A 24,377-nucleotide genomic window follows, 5' to 3' on the forward strand; every position below is an offset into this window, starting at 1 on the left:
AGCCCGGAGCATCCCCAGCTCCGGGCTTTTTCATTCATCCTCTTCTCCGCCGATTTCGTCACCTTTGAGCATCTGGTAGTACAGTCCGCGGCTTTCGATCAGTTCTTGCTGGGGGCCGGATTCTGCGAGGCGGCCGTCCTGCATGACGAAGATGAGATCGGCCTTCCTCACCGTGTTGAGCCGGTGGGCGATGATAAAGCTCGTGCGCCCTTCCATCAGTCGCTCCAGAGCCTCCTGAATCTTCATCTCCGTGACCGTGTCGATCGAGGAGGTCGCTTCATCGAGCAGCAGCAGCACAGGATCCGCGACGAGCGCCCGGGCAATAGACAGAAGTTGCTTCTGCCCCTGGCTGATCTCGCCGCCGTCTGCAGAGAGGACCGTGTGGAAGCCGTCGTCGAGTTTCATGATGAAGTCATGGGCATTCGCCTGCTTCGCGGCTTCGATCACTTCGTCATCCGTGGCATCAAGCCGGCCGTACCGGATGTTCTCCATCACGCTGGCCTCGAACAGGAACGGATCCTGCAGAACGAACGCCATCTGGCTGCGAAGCGTTTTGCGCGGCAGATCCGCGACCGGAATACCGTCGATCAGAATCTGTCCCTCGTCCGGGTCGTAAAATCTTGCGAGCAGCTGCATGACAGTCGTCTTTCCTGCCCCGGTGGCACCGACAAATGCGGCTGCCTCACCGGGACGGACCCGGAAGCTCACGTCCCGGACCGTGTAGCCGCTCTTCTCCACGTCATAACCGAACGACACATTCCGGAACTCCACATCCCCCTTAAGGACCTTGTCACCATACTCAGTCGCATCATCCCGCTCCGCGGGTTCGTCCATGATGGCGAACACCCGCTCCGCACCTGCGATTGCGGACAAGACGGTATTGAACTGGTTCGCAAGATCGTTCAGCGGACGCGTGAACTGCCGGGCATATTCGGTGAAGATGACGATTGTCCCGATCGTGACGATGCCGTCGCCGCGCAACGCCAGAATTCCGCCCACGCCTGCAACGATGGCAAACGCGCCGTTGTTCAGCAGGTTCATCACTTTCGGGATGAACCCTGCGTACGTCAAGGCCCAGAAGCCGGTCCGCCGGAGCTGTTCACCCTTCTCGATGAATTCCTCCATCACGCGGTCCTCTTGCGAGAATGCCTTGACGATCCGCTGACCGGATACCGATTCTTCGATCATGCCGTTCAATTCGCCGACTGCCTTCTGCTGGGCCTTGTACAGCCGGCCGGTCCGGCGGGTGACCCACCGGACCGCCAGGAACATGGCGGGAATGATCGTCATCGTGAGCAGTGTGAGCAGCGGGCTCAGGGACAGCATGACGATGACCGTTCCGACGAGCGTCAGGACGCTTGAGAACACCTGGATGAACGAGTTGTTCAGCGTCTGGCTGACATTCTCGATGTCGTTCGTCATCCGGCTCATGAGTTCGCCGTGCTGGCGCCGGTCGAAGAATTTCACCGGCAGCCGCTGGAAATGGCTGAACAGCCCGGACCGCATTTTGTAGACGGCCTGCTGGGAGATGCCGATCATCCAGAAACTCTGCAGGTACATCGACACAGACAGGCCTAAATAAACAGTGAGCAGGATTGCGACCATTTTTCCGAAGCCGCCGAACTGGCCGGCCACGATGTAATTGTCGACAATATGGCCGACAAGATACGGACCGAGGATCGACAGTCCGGAAGAGACGACGACAAGCGCCAGCACGGAGATCAGAAGTGCACGCTGCTCATCAACGAGCTTCCAGATCCGTACAAGCACACCCTTCCAATTGTCCGGCCGCTCCCCTTTTTTGCGCGCCGGCTTTTTCAGGTCTTCCTTTTTCAGGATCGGCTCATAGCCGAACGGCCTTCTCAGGAATTCAGGCATCGGCGTCCACCTCCCCGTCGTGCTGTGCCTGCGACTCGACGATCTGCCGGTACAGTTCCGACTGACCGAGCAGTTCCTCGTGCGTCCCGTATCCGGCCACACGTCCCTCTTCCATAAGAAGGACCCGGTCCGCACCGGCAGCCGTGCCGATTTTCTGCGTGACGACAAGCATCGTCGCCCGCTCTTCCTCAAGCGCCTCCCAAAGAGCGGCCTCCGTCTTCACGTCGAGGGCGGATGTACTGTCGTCCAGGATCAGGATGGACGGACGGCGCACAAGCGCACGGGCGATGGACAGCCGCTGCTTCTGGCCGCCCGACAGGTTGACCCCCTTCTGTCCGACTCGGGTCCCATACTGATCAGGGAACCGCTCGACCGAATCATGGATCTGGGCCTTCTGTGCGGCTTCCTCCAATTCATCAAGGCCCGCCTCCGGATCGCCCCAGCCGAGGTTCTCATGGATCGAACCGGTGAACAGCATCGATTGCTGCGGCACATAGCCGATCGCATCCCGCAGATCTTTCAGCGGCCAGGCGGCGATGTCCCGTCCATCGATGAGAATCCGGCCCTCCGTCGGGGCAAAGAACCTCGGGATGAGGTTCAGCAGCGTGGACTTGCCGGCGCCGGTCGCCCCCATGATGGCCAGCTTTTCGCCCGGCCGGACATGGAAGCTGACATCATGAAGGACTCCTTTTTCAGCCCCCTCATATTTGAAGGAAACATGTTCGAAGCGGAGATCACCGGCAGGCATTTCCCCGGTGCCGCTCTCCGCCGTTTCTGATCCCCCATCCGCCAGGAGCACTTCCTCCATCCTTTCCGCAGACGCCTTGGCTCTGGAATAAGCCACGATGATGAACGAGAACATGGAGAATGAACCCGTCATCCGGAGTGCATAGTTGACGATCGCCACCACTTCCCCCACCTGTGCGTCTCCGGCCCGGACCTGGGAAGCCCCGAACCAGAGAACCGCAAGAAGGCTCGCATTCATGACGAACAGCAGGACGGGAAGGATGAGCTCCATGAGCCGGACGGCCGTCACCGTATCCGACCTCAGCGCATCCGCCACTTTCGCAAACCGGGACGATTCATAGGCTCCCCGCAAGTAAGCCTTCACAAGCCGGACTCCCTGAAGGTTCTCCTGGACGACCCGGTTCACCCGGTCCAGCCGGCGCTGGACCATCCCGAACATCGTGACGCCCCTGCGCACCATGAACACGAGGAACACGATGAGGAACGGCACGCCGATCATGAGGAACAACGCCAGCTTCGGATTCACGATGAATGACATGATGAGCGCACCGGCTGCGGCAAGCGGTGCTCTCAGCATGATCCGAAGGCTCATGTAGAGAACGTTCATCACCTGGGTGATGTCGCTCGTCATCCTTGTCAGGAGACCAGACTGCGGAAACCGGAGGAACGTCGACATCGTAAATGACTGGATCTTCTTGAACAGGGCCACCCGAAGGTCGAACCCGAAACTGTGCGCAGCGTGTGCGGCAAAATAGGAATTCGTCACGCCCGATAAAAATGCGGCCAGTGCAAGCCCGGCCATGACGGCGCCCCAGGTCCAGACAGTCCCGGAATCTCCCTTCAGGATCCCATCGTCAATGATCCGCTGGATGACGAGCGGCTGGATCAGCTCGACCCCGAGTTCGACCAGCATGAGCAGGAGTGCAATGCCGATCGGCCATTTGTATTTCATTGCATAGGAAAAGACAGTCTTCACGCAGCGTTCACCCCAAATTCTTTCGTCCTACGAATCAATTGCCGACCTTCATTATGCCATATTTTCGGGCACCCGGACAGCCGGATGGAGGAATTTTTGCGCAATTCCCGGATTGCATCTGCCTGGCACTTGATGTATAGTACATTACATCAGTAATGCACCCATGCAGAAAGAGGGGAGTCCCCTGAAGATCAATCCGGAAAGCAGCTCACCGATCTACCGCCAGGTTGCGGACTGGATCGAAGAAGGCATTATCGCCGGATCATTCCCTGAGAACGGGAAGGTCTACTCCCAGTACCAGCTCGCCGAACTGTACGGCATCAACCCGGCAACAGCCGCGAAAGGACTCAACCTGTTGTCCGAAGAAAAAATCCTGTACAAAAAACGCGGTCTCGGCATGTTCGTCGCGGAGGGTGCCAAGGAAACGATCATGAAAAAAAGAAGAAGCGGGACGCTGCTTGATATGATCCGGGAAACGGTAACGGAAAGCCGGCTCCTCGGCATCACAGACGAGGAATTGATTGAACTCATCAAAGAGGAAATGGAGGGAATGGAATGATTCAATTGGAATTCGAAAAAGCCGAAAAGCGGTTTCAGGGCAAAACGGCCCTTCGGGACCTGACGCTCTCGCTTGAAGGCGAGAAAATCGTCGGATTGCTCGGGCGCAACGGGGCCGGAAAGACGACAGCGATGAAACTGGCGGCCGGCTTCCTTAAACCGACAGGCGGAGATGTCCGGGCATTCGGCGGGCCGGTGTTCAATTCCCTGCTCGCATCGGCGAACACGATTTATCTGTCGGAAGATACCCGCTTCCCCTATACCCTGACACTCGGCGGGATTATCGATGAGCTCGCCCGAGCCTACCCGAATTTCGACCGCGGCCTGGCCACAAGGCTGATGGACTACTTCACCCTCCCTTCCTTCATGAAACACGCCTCTTTGTCGAAAGGGATGAGAAACACCTTTAACCTGATTGCAGGCCTCACTGCCCGCTGCCCGCTTACGCTCCTGGATGAACCGCTGAACGGCATGGACGCGGCAGTCCGCAAAGACCTGACGAGCGTCCTGCTGAAGGAATTCATCGAGGCACCGAGGCTGATCGTCGTATCCGGCCACCAGCTCCAGGGGCTGGAGGACCTGTTCGAGGAAGTGGCCATCATCGATAAAGGACGGCTGCTCATTCACGAAGAAGCGGATGCGTTTAAAGAACGCTTCAAACGGATTTCGGGCAAGGCCGATGCAGTCGGTGCGGCAACCGAGGGGCTGCGCGTCCTCTCCCGCCGGCAGTCGCTGCCCGGCATGGAAGAAACGGTCATCGAGATGGAGCCGGGCACTGCCCTGTTTGCACCGTCCGGAGCCGGCCTCACCGTGTCTTCCCTGTCCCTGAACGATGCCTATATCGCCCTCACCGGCGGAATGGAAGGAGGAATCGACCGTGTCTACGCTGATACAGCCCGCAAGGTTAAGCCGTAAGGACGCCGCCGTCCGTCAGATCACCCGCAATCTCGCCTCACGGCCGGGGATTGTCGGATCCCTGCTCGCCCTGCAGCTGGCCGGGATGCTGTTCTCCATTTCCTCATCGGATGACAGCAGCAATGCTTTCGGCAATCTCAATATTCACATCCAGAACTTCAACAGCGACATCATCATCGTGCTGACCCTGGCCTGGGCCTTTCTCGCTCCCCTGTATCTCACCGGAAGGGATTCCTTTGAATCCGATATGGTTTTCGCCAACGACCGATTGACACGCCATTTCGGGAACATCGGCTATCTGGCACTCATTGTCCTTGCCGGCTCCCTGACGGCGGTGCTGGCCTGCCTGACGGTTTTATTGATCCCCCTGCTTGGCAGCCGTGAAGTTCTGCTTCCAGAATTCGGGCCATGGGGACTTTCGGGCCATGCCCTCATCATGTTCACCGTCCTGCTGTCGTATGCCCTGCTGGCGGCAGGCTTGGGCTATCTGATCGGCACGCTGCTCGGACTGTCCCGACTGCTCGTCATCGGTCTCTTCCTGCTCGGACTGATTTTCCTCGGAGTGCTCGATGACACCGGATGGCATTTGCTCGGCCGCTTCGCCCATTTCTTGTTCGGCAATGAACAAGCCGCCCTGCTTCTGATCAAAGCGGCCGGGGCTTCCGCAATTCTATTCGCGATTGCCGTCATTTCTTCCAACAGGCAGGAGGCAGGCGCATGATCAACCTTTCACTGCTTTTCTTCATTGTCATCCTGATCTTGCTGGCCGCCCCGCTGAGGAAGAGAATTCCGGCACCGGACGGCCGGCTCATCAACCGGCTGTTTCTCGCCTATATGGCGGTACTCATCATCGGCGGCATCTCCGCTTTTGCATTTGCCGGCTCCAAAGCCGCTTTTCCTTACATCGGGGAAGGGTCCGATGAACCGCCCTACATCTATGAGACTGTCGTGGACGAAGGCCGTCCGGAAGCCGTTCCTGAAGAGAAAATCGCCTTTGAGAAAACGTTTCCGTATAGAGGGAACGAACTGACACTCCGAAACCCAAGCGGCAGAGGCTGGGATTCCATGGCGTCGATTGTCGTTCGAAGAGGCACTCCCGGCGAACTGACCGTCACCGCGTACCGCGCACAATTGCTCATGGACGGCTATGACTTATCGGCCGCCACTGCTCCGAAACCCCCGGTTCTGGATCAGAATGCCGGAGAGCTGGCTCTGGGAGATTATCAGTCTGTGGATATTTCCCGCATAGATGCGTCTTTCCTGACGGTTCCGCTGTTGGCAGGCGGAAGTTCCGGGTCGTGGAGCTCCTGGGAGTCGCCGGTTTATCTGCTGACTGTCCCGGACGGGGTTTCCGTGAGCGCGGAAGGACCGATTGAATTAACCGAGATCAAGGAATAAATTCAGAAAAGCCGGTTCCGGGACAGCCTCCCCGGGACCGGCTTGATTGATTCCATGGACCGTTTTGTGCTACGCCACTTTCGGCGGGTCCGCCTCCACTTCGGCCGCCTTGCTGCCCGCGACCGACAGCCAGACAACTCCGACCAGCATGACAAGCGCACCGCCAAGCTGCCACTTCCCGAGCATCTGGCCGAACCAGAACATCGACACGATCATCGCGGTGAGCGGTTCGAAACTGGACAGAATGCTCGTCTCCACAGGCGAAATGAATCTTGTGCTTCCGAGCAGCAGGATGAATCCGGCCGTCGCAAAGACGATGATGAGCAGCAGCATGACCGCGACGGTCGGATCCAGCAGCTCCGGCAGCATCCGGAACACGGCGGCAGGCTGGAACATGAACAATGCCGACCCGCCGATGACCATCGCCCAGGCGACCGTCTGGATGACGCCGTACTCATGCATGAGCCTGGCCGGATACAGCGTATAGAACGCAAACGTGAAGCCGAGCGTCACGCCCCAGGCGATGGCTCCGTTTGTCACCTGGAGCGCCGAGAAGGAGCCGTTCGTCAGAAGGAGAACAAGCCCGCCGAGTGTGACGAAGATGCCGAGCATCTGATAGACCGGCGGCCATCTGCGCTGGCTGTAGGTGACGAACAGGATGACGAATATCGGGGCGAGGAATTGGAGCAGCGTCGCGATGACCGCATTGCTTGCCTCGATCGTCTTGAGAAAAGTGAACTGGACACCGAGCATCCCGATGATCCCAAAAATGACGAGCTGCCGCGCCCACGCCTTCTGCCTCCAGACGAGCGTGACCCGTTTCCCCTGCCGGTTCAGCATGAAGAGCAAGGCGACCCCTGCGACGAGCAGCCGGACCACGATGAACGGCGCCACCTCGATCGGCTTCTCTGCAAGCAGCCACTCCATCATCGGGCCCGTCGCTCCCCAGAGGGCGGCTCCGGAAACGATCATACCGATCCCTTTCAGACGGTTCATCCGGCACTCCCCCCTTCGGTCTTTGTATGCAGATCCGTCCGGCCCAAAAAGACAAATTCTCTCTTCATTCTACACAAAGCACCTGTCCGGAGTTGTCTGAATTCGTCAAAGACGCAGGCATTCTGCCGATTCCCGACGAATTGGGGTACTTTGACCCTTACGACCCCATTCGGTTTTGCCGTATACTAGAGGTCATATATGAACCATTATGATCCATCGATCCAACTTGTACGGGAGGTTTGTAGATTGGACAACAACAGACAGGTTGACACCAGAATGACCGCCGACCAGGATCAGAGTGCATTCGACAGCCTTTTGGACGGCCTTGACAAGAAATTCATGATTTACAAGATCGATTCCGAAGGCCTGGTGCTCGGAACAAATACACGCTTCCTGGAAAAGAGCGGGTGGACACCGAAGCGGGTGCTCGGCAAGCCGTTCAAGATCATGTTCCCCGATACGAAGGAAGGCAAAGCCGATGTACTGAAAGTCTGGAGACGGCTGCGCGCCGGACGTCCCTGGCAGGGGGATATCCTGCAGGTGACGAAAGCCGGAGAGCCGTACTGGGTCTCCCTCACCGCCATACCGGTATTTTCCGGATCCCGGCATCTGTACACCCTCATGATTGAGGCGGACAGGACGGAAGAACGGGCATTGCGGGAGAAACTCGAGTCCATCGCCTACACGGATCCCGATACAGGACTCATGAACCGTCATAAACTGACCGAAGAAGCCGAGCAGCTCATCCATAAGAACCGCCACTTCACCTTTGTCTATCTGGCGATCGAAAACTTCCATTCTCTTTTCGACCCCGGAGACAAGGAAGCGGAGAAACGGATTCTCGATGAGTTTGTCCACGGCATGAAAGTATATTTCCGCAACAGCCGGTTCGCACGGATCGGGATGAATGAATTCGCCATCCTGACTCCGCTCGGAAGCTGGTTTGCCGAAGGTTTCCTGCAGTTCCTCGATGAGCATCCGATCCAGTCGGACATCACCGGCATTCCGGTGAAGGTGAGCGGCGGCATCGCCAAGTTCCCCGATGACCAGCAGTCATTCAAGCATCTCCTCAGCGCCTCGTCCATTGCCCGGCACCGGGCGATGCGGGACGGAGGCGGACTGATCACCTCCCTGTCAAAACCCGAACAGCGGACAGTCGCCCGGAGGCTCCGCATCGAACAAAAGTTGCCGGCCGCACTGGAGGATGGGGCCATCCAGGCATTCTTCCAGCCTCAGCTGGACATGACGACCGGCAGGATCATCGCGGCAGAAGCGCTCGTGCGCTGGGAAGACCGGGACCTCGGGAATGTGACGCCTTCGGAACTGATCCCGGTGGCGGAGGATGCCGGCCTGATTTCCGCACTCGGTGCCCATGTGATCGAGGTTGCCGCCCGGCAGGCCGCCTCCTGGAAACAGGAAGGGCTCGGTGTCACCGTCAGCTGCAACACCTCGGTCCGTGAATTCCGGGCCGGGGACATGGTCACCAAGATCCGGGATATCCTCGAGCGCACTTCCTGTCCGCCCTCTCTCCTCGAACTGGAGATCACCGAGAAGTTCGCATTTGAAGCCGAGGCGGAAGGTGAAATCATGCACCAGCTGAAACTGCTCCATGACGACGGGATCTCGTTTGCGCTCGATGACTTCGGGACCGGCTATGCCTCGTTCCGGTATATGCAGACCGTCCCGATCCAGAAGATCAAGCTCGGCGAGGAATTCATTGCATCCTTCCCGACGAACGACAAAGTCGGCAGGATCGTGGACGGGCTTGTCCGGTTCGGGCATTCGCTCGGCCTCTTCGTAGTCGCCGAAGGGGTCGAACATGAAGAAGTCTACAAAGCGCTCGCGGACAGCGGATGCGATGCGGTCCAGGGCTACCATACCGGCCGTCCGATGCCGGCCGAGCAGCTGACCGCCCTGCTCAGAGAACAGGCACTAAGCAAAAACAACTGAAACAAGCGCCGCTGCATGGACAGGATCCCATGCAGCGGCGCTTTTTCTGTCAGACTGCCCGCGCTCTTCTTTTGAACACCAGCTGGATGATGACTTCCGCAAACACGAGCCCCATCGCGATTGAGCCTGAAATCATGAACGCCTCCATCGCATGGACGGTCGCCACGTCGTAGTGCGTCTCCATCACGTTCCGCATCGCGTTGTACGCCGTCCCGCCCGGAACGAGCGGGATGATGCCGGCGACACTGAAGATGATCATGGGGGTCCGGTATCTCTTTGCGAACAGGTGCGCCACCACTGCCACGGCAAATGCCCCGATGAATGACGCCTTGACCGTGTCCCCTCCAAGAAGCAGGTCGCGGGCCGCCAGATAGGCAAGCCAGCCGACAAGGCCGACGAAGCCGCAGTGAAGAAGCCGGTTCCTCGGTGAATTGAAGATGATGCCGAACATGGCGGAGGCGATGAAGCTGCAGATGCCGTTGATCGCCCAGATCATGCCGCCACCCCCCGGAAACTCAGGACAAGCGCAATGCCGGCCCCGATTGCAAATGCGGTGAGGAAGGCCTCCGCCCCTTTCGCCAGCCCCGCCATGAAGTGCCCGGCCATAAGATCGCGGACGGCGTTCGTGATCAGGAGACCCGGGACGAGCGGCATGACCGCCGCAATGATGATCACATCAAGCTGCCCGCCGAATCCGGTCCGGACCGCCGCCAGGGACAACAGGCCGACGACAGCGGAAGCGGTGAACTCCGAGAAGAACTTGACCCGTGTTTTCTCGTGGAACGTTTCGGATACGAAGAAGCCGAGGCCTCCGGCGATGAATGCGGCCGGAATGTCGAGCCAGTGCCCCCCGAACAGGATGAGGAAACTCCCGCTCGCAACCGCCGCCGCGAGCAGCTGCAGCCAGAACGGGAACATGAAGTCTCCCCGTTCGATCCGCTTTAATTCATGATAGGCTTCCTTGAGGGGAATCTCCCCCGAGGAAAGGCCGCGCGAGACCGAATTGACCCGTGCGATCTTTTCGAGGTCCGTCGCCCTCTTCCGGATGCTCGCGAGCTTCACGTGGCGGTTGCCGCCGGGAGAGAAAATGATGCCGGTCGATGTCGTGAACGAATCGGCTCCGGTCAGGCCCTGGGAAGCGGCCATCCTGGCCATCGTATCATCGACGCGATACGTCTCCGCTCCCGCCTCCATCATCAGTCTCCCCGCCAGCAGACAGCATTCGACTGTCAGCTCCTCTGTTGAATCAATGATCATGAACCCATCGCCGTCCGTCCTGTGTGCATTTTTCTCATCGTATCCGAAAGCTGTCCAAAACTCAATAAGACCGGCAAGGTTCAGGCGATTCTAAACTCAGTGGCAATAACAGCCCGTGGCCCCCGTCTCATCCAGAGGGGTGAATGCATCCAGACCCGGATTTCCGGCAGCCGCCCACTCGTCCTGCCGATGCCGTCAGGCCGGCAATCACTTCCCCGTCGAACCCAGTTCGTCGAAGCCGTCAAGCGAGTAGGCGGTGACGTCTTTTGCCGTGACCGCAAAGGCGGCATTCCCCGACCAGACAATGCGCTGGATGATCGAGTCATAGTCTTCATACCCCATGTCGTTGTATGACTTCTCCGTCAGGTCCCCCTTTTTGACGATGCCGCCCTCCGGAGTGATTTCATAGATGAGTGCGCCTCCGCCTTCATAGGAGAGCTCGCCTTCCTTCCCCTTCTCTTCATAGATCATGACCGGAAATCCGTAGAGATTGCGTCCTTTATGTTCAAACAGCACCTTATGGTCATATTGGATGTCGGAGTGGGTGCCCGAGCCGCCGATGATTTCGGTCGCCTGTTCTTTCGGATTGGCCATGTCCGAGACGTCGAACAGGGAAATCTTCATGCCCGCGGTGCGCACCACCGGTTCCTTGCCGTCGGTGCCGCCTGTAACGATCGTATGCTCGCCGAACCCGATCAGATGGTCTTTTCCAAGCGGATGGAGATAGTTGCTGAACCCTGGAATCTTGAGCTCGCCGAGCACTTTCGGTGCGGCCGGATCGCTCAGGTCCAGCGCAAACAGCGGGTCCGTTTCCCGGAACGTGACGACATAGCCGCGGTCGCCCATGAAGCGTGCAGAATAAATCCGTTCTCCGCGCGCCAGCCCGCCCACCGATCCGGTTTCCTTCATCTTCGCGTCGAACACATGGATCGCCGATTCGGATGGGCGCTGTTCATCCCACATATCCCCCTCCGTGACGGCGATCCGGAAGTACCCCTTGTGCTCATCCATCGAAAACTGATTGAGCGGCCTTCCGGACACTTCTCCGGATGCGAGGAACCGGACGTCGGTCCCGTCCAGTCCGAACTTGAAGATGGACGTGGAGGACAGGTCCGTTCCGTCCCCTCTCATCAGCCAGGGGCCAAATGTGGAGGAAGTGATGTACAGATGCTCCTTCGACATATAAAGCCCGCTTCCGCTGCCAAGATAGGCCTTCGTCTTGACGGAACCGGCCTTGTCTCCTTCGAGGCTGATCGATGTGATCACACTGTAGGCATCCCCGTCGGTACCCGGCAGGATGGTGATATCCCCGGTTTCCATCGGGCTGAGGCTCCGCTCTTTTCCGGTATCATAAGTGAACGGGCGGACATCACGGCCTTCCTCGATCGCCCATCCCATCTGCTGGACATTGGTGACGATGTACAGAATGCCGTTGGTCAGTCGCGAGCTGAGATACCAGCCCTCCGAACCCGCTTCCTGCAGCAGCTTCGGCTTTGCCGGATTGCCCACGTCATACAGGCGGACGGTGACTGCCGTCCCGCCGGCCGGCATGATGCTCCCCGCGGATTTCTCGCCGCCCTCGAAGCTTTTCGGGATCGGCAGGTCAAAATACCGGTGGCCGATCACGGCGAGCGTGTCACCGTCCAGATACAGCTCCATCGGCATGAATTCCTGGCTGCCCGGCAGTTCGGCGATCTGAACCGGCTTCTCCGGATTCCGGATGTCCGTGATCCGCACGCCTTCCCCGCCGGTTGCCGCATATAAGTATTCACCGTCGGTCTTGACGATATCCCCCTCATCCACCCCCTCAACCTGGGTGTTCGTCTCCGAGTGGCCGTCCATCCCGCCACCGCTCGATTCAGCCGCCTTATCCTCCGAAGAAGACGACTCAATCGTCATTCCGAACAAACCCTGTTTCTCGCGGCTCGCAGATATCCTGCGGAAATGATCTTCCAGTTCAGCAAGCGATGCAACTGGTTCGATGACATCCCGCACATTGAACTTGACGCTTTTTACGGCAGGCTTCCCGCCGAACAGTCCAGCAAAAGCAGACCGCTTTACGTGGAGCGTATATGTCCCCTCCTTGAGTCCGGCAACGCCGAGCCGATTCCCCTCGATGGTCATGTCCGCATCCACCGGAATTCCGCTTTCCCCCGTGATTCTCAAGTTTCCGTTTTTGCCTGCCCGTCCGTCCAGCGGCTCGCCGAACACGACTTGCCAAGGCTCTCCGCTCAGCGCGACCGGCGAGGCACTCACGCCGACCGTATGCTCCATCCGTGCACCGATTGCCAGCACGGCGATGAGCACGGCGGCGCATCCCCCCGCAATCCATGCCGCCTTTTTACTTCGGTTCATACAATACCCCTCCCTTTTCCATTAGTCCGCGCTTCCGCCAAAAGAGTTTCATTCATGCAAAGTCCTTTTGACGAATAAATTCTGAAAAGGGGATGGCGCCCGTCCCGCCGTTCCGTTACATTGGTTAATGGGGAAATGTTTTCTGAAAAAAGTAAAGGGGGTTACAAAAAATGAAAACGCTTACCAGATTCTCCAATGCACTCATGGAGCGATTTCTGCCCGATCCGTACATATTTGTTGCCGTACTGACACTCATCGTCTTCCTTCTCGGACTCGGACTCACCGACTCCGGACCGCTCGATATGGTCGTACACTGGGGTGACGGCTTCTGGGGACTCCTTTCCTTCACGATGCAGATGGTGATCGTCCTCGTGGCGGGCCATGTGCTCGCCAACAGCCCGGTATTCAAGCGGCTCTTGAGCTCACTCGCCGGAATGGCGAAATCCCCGGGTTCCGCCATCATCCTCGTGACCGTCATTTCAATCATTGCCAGCTGGATCAACTGGGGCTTCGGACTAGTCATCGGGGCACTGTTCGCCAAGGAGATCGCAAAGAAAGTGACGAGCGTCGACTACCGGTTGCTCGTTGCCAGTGCCTACTCCGGATTCGTCGTCTGGCACGGAGGCCTCGGGGGATCGATTCCGCTGTCGATCGCAACTGCAGACCATCCGTTCGAATCGATCATGGGCATCGTGCCGGCATCGCAGACCATCTTCTCCGGGTATAACCTGTTCATTGTCGGCATCCTCTTCATCACGATCCCGCTTCTGAACCGCTGGATGATGCCGAAACCGGAAGATGCGGTCACCGTGGATCCCGCAAAGCTGGAAGACCCGATCGACGTCGAGATTCCGGAAGAGAAAACACCGGCATCCCGGATGGAAGACAGCGTGCTCCTATCGATGCTCATCGGTGCGCTCGGCGTCGTCTATCTCGCCAACCACTTCGTGCGCAACGGGTTTGACCTGAACCTGAATGTCGTCAACCTGATTTTCCTTATCCTCGGCATCATCTTCCACGGCACACCGAGACGGTTCCTCGGAGCGGTGGCGAATGCCGTGAAAACGACCGGCGGAATCATTATCCAGTTCCCGTTCTATGCCGGCATCATGGGCATGATGACCGCTTCCGGGCTCGCTGCCGTCATTTCGGATGCGTTCGTGTCGATCTCCAACGAACACACATTCAACTTATTCACATTCTACGCGGCGGGCATCGTCAACTTCTTCGTCCCGAGCGGCGGCGGCCAGTGGGCGGTCCAGGCACCGATCATGCTCGACGCAGCCCAGTCGATGGGCGCCGACTACGCCAAGACCGCGATGAGCATCGCATGGGGCGATGCCTGGACGAACATGATCCAGCCGTTCTGGGCACTTCCTGCACTCGCGATCGCCGGTCTGAAGGCGAAGGACATCATGGGGTATTGCGTGTTTGTCCTTTTGCTGAGCGGCATTGTCATTTCGATCGGGCTTTACTTCTTCTGAATCAAATACAAAGCCTGCCCTATTAGGGCAGGCTTTTTTTGTCCGGGACAGTTGGATGGCGGATAAGGCGGTTTTAAGGAGAGTTTGGCCTTCCAGGCCCGCCGGTTTTAATAAGAGAACGGGGCCTCCAGATTCGGAGAGCCCCGTCACTCATGCATCCGGCGTCCATGCCGGCAGCATCTTGCTGAGCTTCTTGTCTTCACGGTAGCCGAGCACATATTCCGCCTGCATGACCGTGTGGATCTCCCGCGTGCCTTCATAAATGACCGGCGCTTTGGAGTTCCTCAGGAAACGTGCGACCGGATAGTCGTCCGAGTAGCCGTAGGCCCCGTGGATCTGGAAGGCATCGTCGGCGGCTTTATTTGCAAAGTCGCACGCCTGCCATTTGGCGAGGGACGTCTCGCGGGTGTTGCGGATGCCTTGATTCTTCAGTTCGCCGGCGCGGTAGACGAGCAGTCGGCTCATCTGGTAGCCCGCTTCCATGTTGGCGATCATCTGCTGGACGAGCTGGTGCCTGCCGATCGGCTTTCCGAATGTTTCCCGCTCGTGGCAGTATTTCACGCTCGCTTCCAGGCAGGCCTGGATGAGGCCGACGGCGCCGGCCGCCACCGTGAAGCGGCCGTTGTCAAGAGAGGCCATGGCGATCTTGAAGCCTTCGCCTTCTTCTCCGAGCCGGTTTTCCGCCGGCACGCGCACGTCTTCAAAGAACAGCTCTCCGGTATTGCCCGCCCGGATGCCGTATTTCCCTTTGATCGCCTTGGAGGAAAAGCCGGGCATCGTGCGCTCGACGATGAATGCGGTGATGCCGTGATGCTTTTTGGATTTGTCCGTGTACGCAAATACGAGGAAATGATCGGCCACGTCACAAAGCGAGATCCACGTTTTCTGGCCGTTGAGCACATAATGGTCCCCGTCGCGGACGGCGGTTGTCGACATGGCGGCGACGTCAGATCCGGCGCCCGGCTCGGTGAGTCCGAAAGCGCCGATCTTTTCACCCTTCGCCTGCGGCACGAGATACTTCTGCTTTTGTTCTTCATTTCCCCACTGGAGCAGCGACATCGAGTTCAGGCCGATGTGCACCGACACGGCCGTCCGGAACGCGGTGTCTCCCCGCTCCAGTTCCTCACAGAGAACGGCGAGGGAATTGTAGTCCATTCCGCTGCCGCCATATTCCTCCGGGATGCAGACGCCCATGAAGCCCATGTCGGCGAGCCGCTTCCACAGGTTCGGATCAAACCCGCCTTCGGTGTCCCATTTTGCGATATGCGGGATGATCTCGTCATCCGTGAACTGCCGTGCAGTTTTTCTCAGCAGCTCCTGTTCTTCAGAAAATCCGAAATCCAACCTCAGTTCCCCCTTTCACTTTGCCGCAGGCGCTCAGACCGTCGCGGCTTCCTCGGAAGAAATCTCGGCGATGTTCACGCCGCGTTTTTTCATTTCCTCGATGTACGGGCCGCCCGGCACGATGAGTTCCGGCGGATGCACGCCTCGTTTTGTGATCGTCCCGTCTCCGATCATCTGGGCCACAACAGAGATGGTGTTGGCAGTTGCCCGCGCCATCGCGGTCACGTTCGTTTCAGGATCCTTTTCCGTGATCAGGTCATATTCATAACAGGCATCATGGCCATCTTTCTTGCCCCGGACGATCACACGGAGCAGAACGGCGTCTTTCTTGTCTCCGAGCTTGAGCTGCGGCGACAGATGTTCCCTCATCACATCACGGACTTTCACGGTCTGTCCCCCGACCGTCACTTCCGCATCCCGCCCGAGCAGGCCGAGGTCGACGAGGAGCCCGAACTTCTCGGCATGGCCTTTGTAGCGGATTGTCTTGTATTCTAGCGTGTCGAGATCCGGGAACGACTTTGACAGGGTTGATGTCCCGCCCGATGTATGGAATGCCTCCATTTCGCCGTAGCCGTCAAAGGTGATCGATTCGAGTTCGCTCAGCGACGGCACTTCCTGCCACTTTCCTTCCCGGATCACATGGGACGGATCCGTGTAGTGGTCGAACACGCCTTCCAGGGAAAAGACGATGCTGTAGTTGAGCGGAGGTTCGGGATCGACCGGGATTCCGCCGACATACAGCTTCACGGACTCCGCCTGGTCAAGCTTCCCCGCACCGTAGCCTGTCAGGATATTGATCATGCCGGGTGCGACTCCGAGATCCGGAATCAGGGTGATGCCCTTCTTCTCCGCCGCTTCGGACAAGTCGAGGACCGCATCCGTTGCCCCGCCGATATGCCCGCCGAGGTCGACCGAGTGGACGCCTGCTTCGATTGCGGTACGGGCGACTTTTTCGTTGAATGTGTAAAACAGTGCATTGATGACGACGTCGCCGAGCGACATCACTTCCTTGAGCCGGGCATCATCGGTTGCGTCGAGCTGCAGAATCTCCAGCTTGTCCGATTGGAGCCGCCCAGCGAATTCTTCCGCTTGGGCGACATGCAGGTCCGCCAGCCACACTTTCTCGACTTTCTCGCTTTTCACCAGGTCCCGCGCTGCTTCTTTTCCCATCAATCCTGCTCCGAGTACGACTACTTTCATCTCTTTTTCTCCCCTTTCAGATTCGGTTCTTTCCGATTTGATACCACAAGTGTTAGTCTGTATCGATCTGTGCCCGCTGCAGCTTTCCGCTGTAGTCGACGTAGATGCTCTTCCATTCGGTGAACACGTCGAGCGCCGCCACGCCGGAATCCCGGTGGCCGTTGCCCGTCCCCTTCGTGCCGCCGAACGGCAGGTGGATCTCCGCACCGGTCGTCCCTGCGTTCACGTAGACGATCCCCGTGTCGAGATCCCGCTGGGCGCGGAACACCCGGTTGACGTCCTGTGTGAAGATGGAGCTCGAAAGACCGTAAGTGACGCTGTTGTTCACTTCGATCGCTTCGTCCAGGCTGCCGACTTCAATGAGCGAGATGACCGGACCGAAGATTTCTTCCTGTGCGATGCGGCTGTCCCACTTCACGTCTGTAAAGAGCGTCGGCTGGTAATAGCAGCCGTCCGCCAGTTCCGCTCCGTCGAGAATATTGCCGCCGGCAAGCAGTCGCGCCCCTTCTTCCCGGCCGATTTTGACATAGCCGTCAATTTTCTCGAGTGCCTTTTTGTTGATGACCGGCCCGACTTTCACCGACTCGTCCAGCCCGTCGCCGATCGTCAGGTCCTTCATCGCTTCCAGCAGCCGCTGTTCAAGTTCCGGCTTCACATCTTTATGCACGATCACCCGGCTGCATGCCGTGCACCGCTGTCCGGCCGTGCCGAACGCACTCCAGAGGATCCCTTCGACTGCCAGGCTGAGATCCGCATCATCCATGACGATGACCGCATTCTTTCCGCCCATCTCAAGCGATACCTTTTTGAGGTGGCGTCCGCCGAGCTCGGCCACATGGCGGCCTGTTTCAGTCGAGCCGGTGAACGAGATCACCCGGACGTCCGGATGCTCGATCATCGCTGTGCCGACATCCGATCCGCTGCCGAACACGATGTTCGCAACACCGGCCGGAAGACCCGCTTCCTCGAAGATCTTCGCCATTTCATAGGCCATCATCGGCGTCTCGGTTGCCGGCTTCCAGATGAACGTATTGCCCGCCACGATCGCAGGGAACGATTTCCACGTGGCGATGGCAACCGGGAAATTCCACGGAGTGATCAATCCGACGACCCCGATCGGCGCACGGACGCTCATCGCGAACTTGTCCTGCAGTTCGCTCGGCACCGTCTCGCCGAACAGGCGGCGTCCCTCGCCTGCCATGTAATAGGCCATGTCGATCCCTTCCTGGACCTCACCGCGGGCTTCTTCGATCACCTTGCCCATCTCTTTCGTCAGCACCTGCGACAGATGCTCTTTGCGCTCCTTCATGAGACGGCCGATTTCATATAAGTAGTCCGCACGCTTTGGAGCGGGGACGAGTGCCCACTGTTTCTGTGCCTTTTTTGCCGCCTCGACAGCCCGGTCGACGTCCTCCCGGCCGGACAGGCGGACTTCACACAGTGTTTCGCCGTTTGCAGGATTCAGGACAGCCGCATATTCCCCGCCGGCTGCTTCCTGGAAGGAACCGTTGATGTAATTCTCAAGTTTCATCCTCACATTTCCCCTTTCTCTTGAAACCGCTTTCATTGTGACTATTTCGACAAGCGATCGTGAAATCCTTCAATAAAATTATGAACTTTCTGTTAGAAACTTCACAGCATAAAAAAGCCCGCAGGCCGATTGGCTTGCGGGCTGACCGGGTTCACTCGGTCGCGGTTGCGTTTTTTTGGGGTCCGGAATCCGGATTTTTGCTCTGCGCTTCCTGTTGCTGACTTGTCGGCGGAAGAACCCGTTTGACAAAGAATGTCATGACAAGAGCAATAACGACAATGATGGCACAGACGAAATAGGAGAAGTTGATCCCGTGCAGCAGCGCCTGCTGGCCGATTTCCGCTTTGAGGGCGGCAATCTGGTCAGGGGTGGTGTCGGGGGACACATGCTTCAACGCATCGGCGGCGAGTGATTCGGCTTCCGATTCTGTGCGTTTGTTCATGATCGTGATCAGGAACGCGGAACCGATGGCCCCGGAAACTTGCTGGAGTGTATTGTTCATCGCGGTCCCGTGCGGATTCATGATCTGCGGCAGCTGGTTCAGGCCGTTTGTCATGATCGGCATGTTGACCATCGACATCCCGAGCATCCGGACCGTATAAACGGCCATGATATAGAAGTAAGTCGAGTCAATCGCCAGGCGGCTCAGCAGGAAGGTCGTGACCGTCGTGATGAGCAGGCCGCTGATCGCCAGCAGGCGCGGTCCGTACTTATCAAACAGGCGGCCGGTGATCGGCGACATGATCCCCATGACGACAGCGCCCGGAAGCATGAGGAGTCCCGAATGGAACGGCGAAATGCCGCGGACGTTCTGGACGTAGAGCGGTGTCAGGAGCATACCGGAGAACATGGCGATCGAGACGACGACCATGATCGCGGACGACAGCGCGAACATCGGGAATTTATAGATCTTGAAATTCAGGAGCGGTGCCTGCATGCTGTTCTGGCGGAGTATGAAGGCGACAAGCGCAACAGCGCCGACCAGGATGGTGAGATACACATGCGGGCTCCCCCAGCCCTTGTCCCCCGCCATGCTGAAGCCGTAGAGCAGTCCGCCGAAGCCGATGCTCGACAGGACGAGCGAGAACAGGTCCAGGGACACATCGCGCGTCTCCATGATGTTCCGGAGCTTGAGCGCGGCAGCGAGGATGACCAGGATGGCAAATGGAAGCACCATCCAGAAAAGCACGCGCCAGGAGTAGTGCTCAACGATGTAGCCCGAAAGCGTCGGCCCGAGCGCCGGCGCCGTGATCATGACGAGACCGAAGAAGCCCATGGCCGTCCCGCGCTTTTCGATCGGGAAGAGAACGAGCATGATGTTCATGAGCAGCGGCATCATCATCGCGGAACCGGACGCCTGGATCATGCGTGCCGCCACCAGGAAACCGAAGCTCGGGGCGAGCGCCGCGGTCAGCGTCCCGATCGTGAAGAGGGTCATCGCGGTCAGGAACAGGTTCCGGTTGGTGAATCTCTGGATAAAGAATGCACTCGCAGGGATCAGGATCCCGTTGACGAGCATGTATCCGGTGGTAAGCCACTGTACCTGCGCCGGGTTCACCTTGAACTCTTCCATGATGACCGGCAGTGCAACGTTGAGCAGCGTATTGTTCAAAAATGAGACGAAAGCCCCGAGGAACAGGATGGCAACCATTCCGTACGGGATTTTATTTTGTAGTGCTTGCTGATTCAATTTTACGTTCCTCCGTTTCCAAGATTGATCCGTTGTTACGGGTCACGAATCAAACATGAAATTCATTTTATACCGACAGTCCAATCATTGCAAGAAAAAAAGAATCGGTCTTCCGAAAAAATTGTAGAACTCGAGTATAACCGTTACAATAGACTTATACTGACGGTATAAAAACGGTTTCAAAAATAGATCTGTCATCTCGGATTGAAAGGTGATTTGTATTGAACGAACGGAAACAACATGTACTTGCAGCTGCACGGCAGCTTTTTTTGGAAAACGGATTTGCCCACACGTCCATCCAGAACATCCTGGATGAAGCCGGAATCTCCAAAGGGACTTTCTACAATTACTTCTCTTCGAAAAACGAATGCCTGATGGCGATCATCCAGCAGTCCTGGGAAGAGTCGGCCATCCTGAGGAACGAGATTGCAGCAGGCAAGCCGGATGGCCCGGAAGTCATGGGCGAGCAGATCCTGATCCGCCTGCGGCTGAACCGGGAGCAGAACCTCCTTCCCCTCTTCGATGCCATTTTGAGTTCAGGGGATGAGGAGCTGCGGGGATTCATGAAGGAGATTCATCTGTCCGAGCTTGCCTGGTCGGAAAGCCGCATCGTGGAAGTGTACGGCGAATGGACACGCCCGTTCGCCGCTGATGCAGCCATCCTCCAGTTCGGGATGCTCAGCCAGTTTCTCCGGTTCAGCGCAATTCTTGATATAAAAGAAGATTTCCCTGTCATCATTAGTTTTATCCTAAGGAGGCTCGAGGTAATCCTCCGGGACCTCGCCGAACATAATGAGTTTCTCATCCCGCCCGGCCGGTTCTCCAATACCGTATCCTTACTTCCCCTTCCGGATGTGGATGAGACGGCAGACAGGATCGTCCGCCTGGCGGACCTGCTTCCGGATGAACAACGTTCGAAGGGGCTGGAATACTCCGGCTTCTTGTCTGAAGAGCTGGCTTCTGAACGGCCCCGCCTCCAGCTGATCCGGACAGTGGCCGGCCCGTTCCGGAAGCTGTTTGACGGGACACCCCATGCGTCGGAGGCCAGGAGCACCATGCGGGATGTCTGGCGGGTTGTCCGCGACCGCTCAGGTGCCGCGGAAAAGCCCGATGAATTCTGATTGACCGAGTGAACAGAAGGACGGACCGGCCTGCCGGACCGTCCTTTTTTAATCCGCGCCATCCGGTTATTCCTCCTCGCTTGCAGGGTAATCTGTCCATACAAAGCAATATTAGCCCGGATCCTCGGGCAGGGAGGTCGTTCTTTTATGGATGAACACACAAAAAAGCGAAATGCCGGCCCGGCAGCTGCTGATTCAACAAAGCGGAACCGCAAGCCGCTTTATCTGGCGCTTTCCTTTCTCGCGCTGATCATCGTGATGTTGCTGCCGACTCCGGAAGGGCTTTCCGAAATGGGTCATAGGGGACTGGCGATCCTGGCATTTGCAGTCATCGTCTGGATGACTGAAGCCGTCACCTACCCGGTCAGCGCCGCCATGATCATCGGACTGATCACGCTGCTTCTCGGCCTTGCGCCGGATATGGACAATCCGGACCAGCTGCTCGGAACAAAAGGTGCATTGAAGCTGGCACTGGGCGGGTTTTCAAACAGTGCGGTGGCGCTTGTCGCCGGGGCCCTTTTTATCGCGGCTGCGATGCAGGCGACGAACTTACACAAGCGGCTGGCACTCTGGATCCTGTCCAAGGTCGGGACCAAAACGAGCGCCATCGTGATCGGTGCCATCATCGTGTCCATCATTCTCGCGTTTTTCGTTCCAAGCGCGACGGCACGTGCCGGTGCGGTGGTTCCCATCCTTCTCGGAATGGTGGCCGCATTCGGTCTTCCGAACAACAGCCGGCTCGCCGCACTACTGGTCATCACTGCCGTACAGGCCGTGTCAATCTGGAACATCGGCCTGAAAACCGGCGCGGCCCAGAACATGGTGGCCATCGGATTCATCGAGGAAGAGCTTGGTCAGTCGATCGCCTGGAGTTCATGGTTCCTGTATGCGGCCCCGTTCTCGATCATCATGTCGGTCGTCCTGTATTTTGTCATGATCCGCCTCATCAAGCCCGAAACCGACAACATCGAAGGCGGCCGCGAAGTGATCAACGAGCAGCTCCATGAACTCGGGCGACTGAAGCCCGTGGAGATCCGGCTCATCCTGCTGTCCGTCATCCTGCTCCTCCTGTGGGCGACAGAAGAAAAACTTCATCCGCTGGACACGACGACCGTCACCCTTGTCGCGGTGGCGATCATGCTGACGCCCAAGGTTGGCATTTTCGACTCATGGAAAACCGCAGAGAAAATGATTCCATGGGGGACCATCATCGTCTTTGCCGTCGGCATCGCACTCGGGACCATCCTGCTCAACACGGGCGGAGCCCAGTGGCTCTCCAACGAGGTATTCGGCGCGATCGGCCTTGATAAGATGCCGCTGCTCGCAACCATCGCCCTTGTGTCCGTCTTCAACATCATCATTCACCTTGGATTCGCCAGCGCGACGAGCCTGTCATCGGCCCTGATCCCGATCTTCATCGCCCTCACCACGACACTCGCACTCGGCGATCAGAGCGTCGGATTTGTGCTTATCCAGCAGTTTGTCATCTCATTCGGATTCCTGCTGCCGGTGAGCGCACCGCAGAACATGCTCGCCTATGGGACAGGCGCTTTCACGGTGAAGGACTTCCTCAAGTCCGGAGTCCCGCTCACCCTCATCGGCTACGTGCTGCTCCTCCTGTTCAGCGCCACCTACTGGAAGTGGATCGGCCTCCTTTAACTTGGCCCGGCACAAGTCAACCACGAAAACGGCCCGCCGGAACGAATGCCGGCGGGCCGTTTACTATGTTCGGTTTTATTCTGCCATTTGTCCGGAAAGGGCCGATGCATATTTCTGTGCGGTAGCCGCAGAAACGCCGAACCGTTCGGCTGCTTCCTTCGCATTGAAGGGTTCGCCTGACAAGCGGCCGGCTTCCTGTGCGGCCAGGTAGGCCCCGGCGACCCATCCGCCCGGCTTGCGGACGATCGGATTTTCTTCGATGAAATAGCTGACCAGGACGTTTCTGATCTGCCCGATCGTCTTTTCCGGTTCTTGATCGGCCGCCAGCTCGCTTGCCAGCATCACCGCGGCCTTCTCCTGTCCGGCGGTCAGGCCCTCGGGCAGTTCGGTCTCCTGTCCGGCAGCCGCTTCTTCAGCCGGCGCGGCAGTCTCGGCAGTTTCCGCAACTGCCGTCCCGTCTTCCCGGTTCCCTGTCTCCTGTACCGGCGCAGCATCGGGGACCTGTGGGCTGAACAGAAGATGGAACACGTCCATCAGACGCCGTGCCAGAAATTCTGCATCCGGCTCCGTCCCTTCGGAATCCGCCATTTCACGGATTTTGGACGTCACCCACGCAGACTCTGCCGGGATCGAATAAAGCGTGGTGACCGGCTGGACGCCGTCTTCCCGCTCTCTCGGATCCGGCAGGACGATGCCGAAGAATACCGTTCCGGCCGGTGCATCCTTGCCGGCATCCGCCCGCATCGAACGCTTTTCCTTCCCGAACACGTCGGCCATGACAAAATGCCCGGACTCTTTCCCGTTTACCGCTGCCATGAGCACGAACGGCTTGCGCCAAGCCCGAAGGACGGTCTTTACCTCTTCCCTGGCCGTCCGCGACAGCGCCGAATCGAGATGATTCTCCCAAAGCTTTGAATTGACGACAAAAAGGAAATGTTCGAAAGCTGCCCCTTCGATCACTTCAGTTTCCATGAGACCGCCGAGACGGGTCATCCACGTTTTGATATGGAGGGACAATTCGGCCCGGTCAACCTTCGACGGTGCATGCTGGATATAGGCGGCCATGATGCGTTTGATTTCCGCATCGGCCAGCGCCTGAGCGCCTCCTGCCTCTCTTCCATGGCATTTCTTATATTTTTTCCCGCTTCCACACGGGCACGGGTCGTTGCGTCCGATCACTGCCATCAGTCCTTTACTTATAAAGCTGCCCATCTATTTTAACACTGCAGGCCCATTCGGTGTACCCGCCATGCACAGACTGTTTATCGATACGCTTTCCGGGGGTATAAGAAAGGGAGAATCGTGAAAGGAAGGGATC

19 protein-coding genes are annotated in these 24,377 nt (G+C 58.0%); 8 read left to right on the plus strand and 11 right to left on the minus strand.

Translation table 11 applies throughout. The features are described 5' to 3' along the window. Positions 1–30: 30 nt before the first annotated feature. The gene (locus tag B0B07_RS02960) at positions 31–1,878 is read right to left on the minus strand and encodes an ABC transporter ATP-binding protein (RefSeq protein ID WP_076756866.1); all 1,848 of its coding nucleotides are present in this window, start codon (positions 1,876–1,878) and stop codon (positions 31–33) included. Continuing rightward, positions 1,871–3,601 (minus strand): ABC transporter ATP-binding protein, encoded by a 1,731-nt coding sequence (locus tag B0B07_RS02965; RefSeq protein ID WP_076756867.1) that lies wholly within the window; start codon positions 3,599–3,601, stop codon positions 1,871–1,873. The genes B0B07_RS02960 and B0B07_RS02965 overlap by 8 nt, the downstream gene beginning before the upstream one ends. Positions 3,602–3,764: 163 nt before the next feature. Here B0B07_RS02965 and B0B07_RS02970 point away from each other — a divergent pair, with 163 nt between their 5' ends. The 4 genes from B0B07_RS02970 to B0B07_RS02985 are packed head-to-tail and all read left to right on the plus strand — an operon-like array spanning position 3,765 to position 6,472. Further along, positions 3,765–4,160 (plus strand): GntR family transcriptional regulator, encoded by a 396-nt coding sequence (locus B0B07_RS02970; protein ID WP_076756868.1) that lies wholly within the window; start codon positions 3,765–3,767, stop codon positions 4,158–4,160. Continuing rightward, positions 4,157–5,074: an ATP-binding cassette domain-containing protein gene (locus B0B07_RS02975; RefSeq protein ID WP_076756869.1), complete on the plus strand. Its 918-nt coding sequence runs from the start codon at positions 4,157–4,159 to the stop codon at positions 5,072–5,074. The genes B0B07_RS02970 and B0B07_RS02975 overlap by 4 nt, the downstream gene beginning before the upstream one ends. Further along, the gene (locus B0B07_RS02980) at positions 5,037–5,795 is read left to right on the plus strand and encodes a hypothetical protein (protein WP_076756870.1); all 759 of its coding nucleotides are present in this window, start codon (positions 5,037–5,039) and stop codon (positions 5,793–5,795) included. The genes B0B07_RS02975 and B0B07_RS02980 overlap by 38 nt, the downstream gene beginning before the upstream one ends. Further along, positions 5,792–6,472, plus strand: a complete 681-nt coding sequence (locus B0B07_RS02985) for a hypothetical protein (RefSeq protein ID WP_076756871.1) — start codon at positions 5,792–5,794, stop codon at positions 6,470–6,472. Before B0B07_RS02980 ends, B0B07_RS02985 begins: the two co-directional genes overlap by 4 nt. Positions 6,473–6,541: 69 nt before the next feature. On the opposite strand, the gene B0B07_RS02990 is transcribed toward B0B07_RS02985, so the two are convergent. Continuing rightward, positions 6,542–7,468: a DMT family transporter gene (locus B0B07_RS02990; protein ID WP_076756872.1), complete on the minus strand. Its 927-nt coding sequence runs from the start codon at positions 7,466–7,468 to the stop codon at positions 6,542–6,544. 246 nt (positions 7,469–7,714) lie between these two features. Between B0B07_RS02990 and B0B07_RS02995 the strand changes: the two genes are divergently transcribed. Continuing rightward, positions 7,715–9,418 (plus strand): putative bifunctional diguanylate cyclase/phosphodiesterase, encoded by a 1,704-nt coding sequence (locus B0B07_RS02995; protein WP_076756873.1) that lies wholly within the window; start codon positions 7,715–7,717, stop codon positions 9,416–9,418. Positions 9,419–9,467: 49 nt separating this feature from the next. Here the strand turns inward: B0B07_RS02995 and B0B07_RS03000 are convergent, their stop codons facing one another. The 3 genes from B0B07_RS03000 to B0B07_RS03010 form a co-directional block, all read right to left on the minus strand. Next, on the minus strand, positions 9,468–9,914 hold the full coding sequence (locus B0B07_RS03000) for a threonine/serine exporter family protein (RefSeq protein WP_076756874.1): 447 nt from the start codon (positions 9,912–9,914) through the stop codon (positions 9,468–9,470). Then, positions 9,911–10,675 carry a threonine/serine exporter family protein gene (locus tag B0B07_RS03005; RefSeq protein ID WP_076756875.1) on the minus strand — a complete coding sequence of 255 codons (765 nt, stop codon included), beginning with the start codon at positions 10,673–10,675 and terminating at the stop codon, positions 9,911–9,913. The genes B0B07_RS03000 and B0B07_RS03005 overlap by 4 nt, the downstream gene beginning before the upstream one ends. A 207-nt stretch (positions 10,676–10,882) precedes the next feature. Then, entirely contained in the window at positions 10,883–13,030 is a 2,148-nt protein-coding gene (locus B0B07_RS03010) for a beta-propeller domain-containing protein (RefSeq protein ID WP_076756876.1), read from the minus strand. A gap of 170 nt (positions 13,031–13,200) precedes the next feature. Here B0B07_RS03010 and B0B07_RS03015 point away from each other — a divergent pair, with 170 nt between their 5' ends. Next, on the plus strand, positions 13,201–14,514 hold the full coding sequence (locus B0B07_RS03015; RefSeq protein WP_076756877.1) for a short-chain fatty acid transporter: 1,314 nt from the start codon (positions 13,201–13,203) through the stop codon (positions 14,512–14,514). Positions 14,515–14,664: 150 nt separating this feature from the next. Here the strand turns inward: B0B07_RS03015 and B0B07_RS03020 are convergent, their stop codons facing one another. The 4 genes from B0B07_RS03020 to B0B07_RS03035 form a co-directional block, all read right to left on the minus strand. Further along, the gene (locus B0B07_RS03020) at positions 14,665–15,858 is read right to left on the minus strand and encodes an acyl-CoA dehydrogenase family protein (protein WP_076756878.1); all 1,194 of its coding nucleotides are present in this window, start codon (positions 15,856–15,858) and stop codon (positions 14,665–14,667) included. A 33-nt stretch (positions 15,859–15,891) separates the two neighbouring features. After that, entirely contained in the window at positions 15,892–17,058 is a 1,167-nt protein-coding gene (locus B0B07_RS03025; RefSeq protein ID WP_076756879.1) for a saccharopine dehydrogenase family protein, read from the minus strand. Between the two features lie 52 nt (positions 17,059–17,110). Then, complete coding sequence (locus tag B0B07_RS03030; RefSeq protein WP_076756880.1) at positions 17,111–18,589, minus strand: aldehyde dehydrogenase family protein; 1,479 nt, start codon at positions 18,587–18,589, stop codon at positions 17,111–17,113. A gap of 151 nt (positions 18,590–18,740) precedes the next feature. Continuing rightward, positions 18,741–20,240 carry a DHA2 family efflux MFS transporter permease subunit gene (locus tag B0B07_RS03035; protein ID WP_076757484.1) on the minus strand — a complete coding sequence of 500 codons (1,500 nt, stop codon included), beginning with the start codon at positions 20,238–20,240 and terminating at the stop codon, positions 18,741–18,743. Between the two features lie 260 nt (positions 20,241–20,500). On the opposite strand from B0B07_RS03035, the gene B0B07_RS03040 reads away from it, so the two are divergent. Both B0B07_RS03040 and B0B07_RS03045 read left to right on the plus strand, forming a co-directional pair. After that, positions 20,501–21,400 (plus strand): TetR/AcrR family transcriptional regulator, encoded by a 900-nt coding sequence (locus tag B0B07_RS03040; protein ID WP_076756881.1) that lies wholly within the window; start codon positions 20,501–20,503, stop codon positions 21,398–21,400. A gap of 147 nt (positions 21,401–21,547) precedes the next feature. Beyond that, a complete protein-coding gene (locus B0B07_RS03045; protein WP_076756882.1) occupies positions 21,548–23,059 on the plus strand; it encodes a DASS family sodium-coupled anion symporter in 1,512 nt (503 codons plus the stop codon). 75 nt (positions 23,060–23,134) lie between these two features. On the opposite strand, the gene B0B07_RS03050 is transcribed toward B0B07_RS03045, so the two are convergent. Continuing rightward, on the minus strand, positions 23,135–24,244 hold the full coding sequence (locus B0B07_RS03050; RefSeq protein ID WP_076756883.1) for an SEC-C metal-binding domain-containing protein: 1,110 nt from the start codon (positions 24,242–24,244) through the stop codon (positions 23,135–23,137). Positions 24,245–24,377: the final 133 nt, after the last annotated feature.

The organism is Edaphobacillus lindanitolerans (assembly GCF_900156305.1).
Taxonomy (GTDB): Bacteria; Bacillota; Bacilli; order Bacillales_A; family Planococcaceae; genus Bhargavaea; species Bhargavaea lindanitolerans.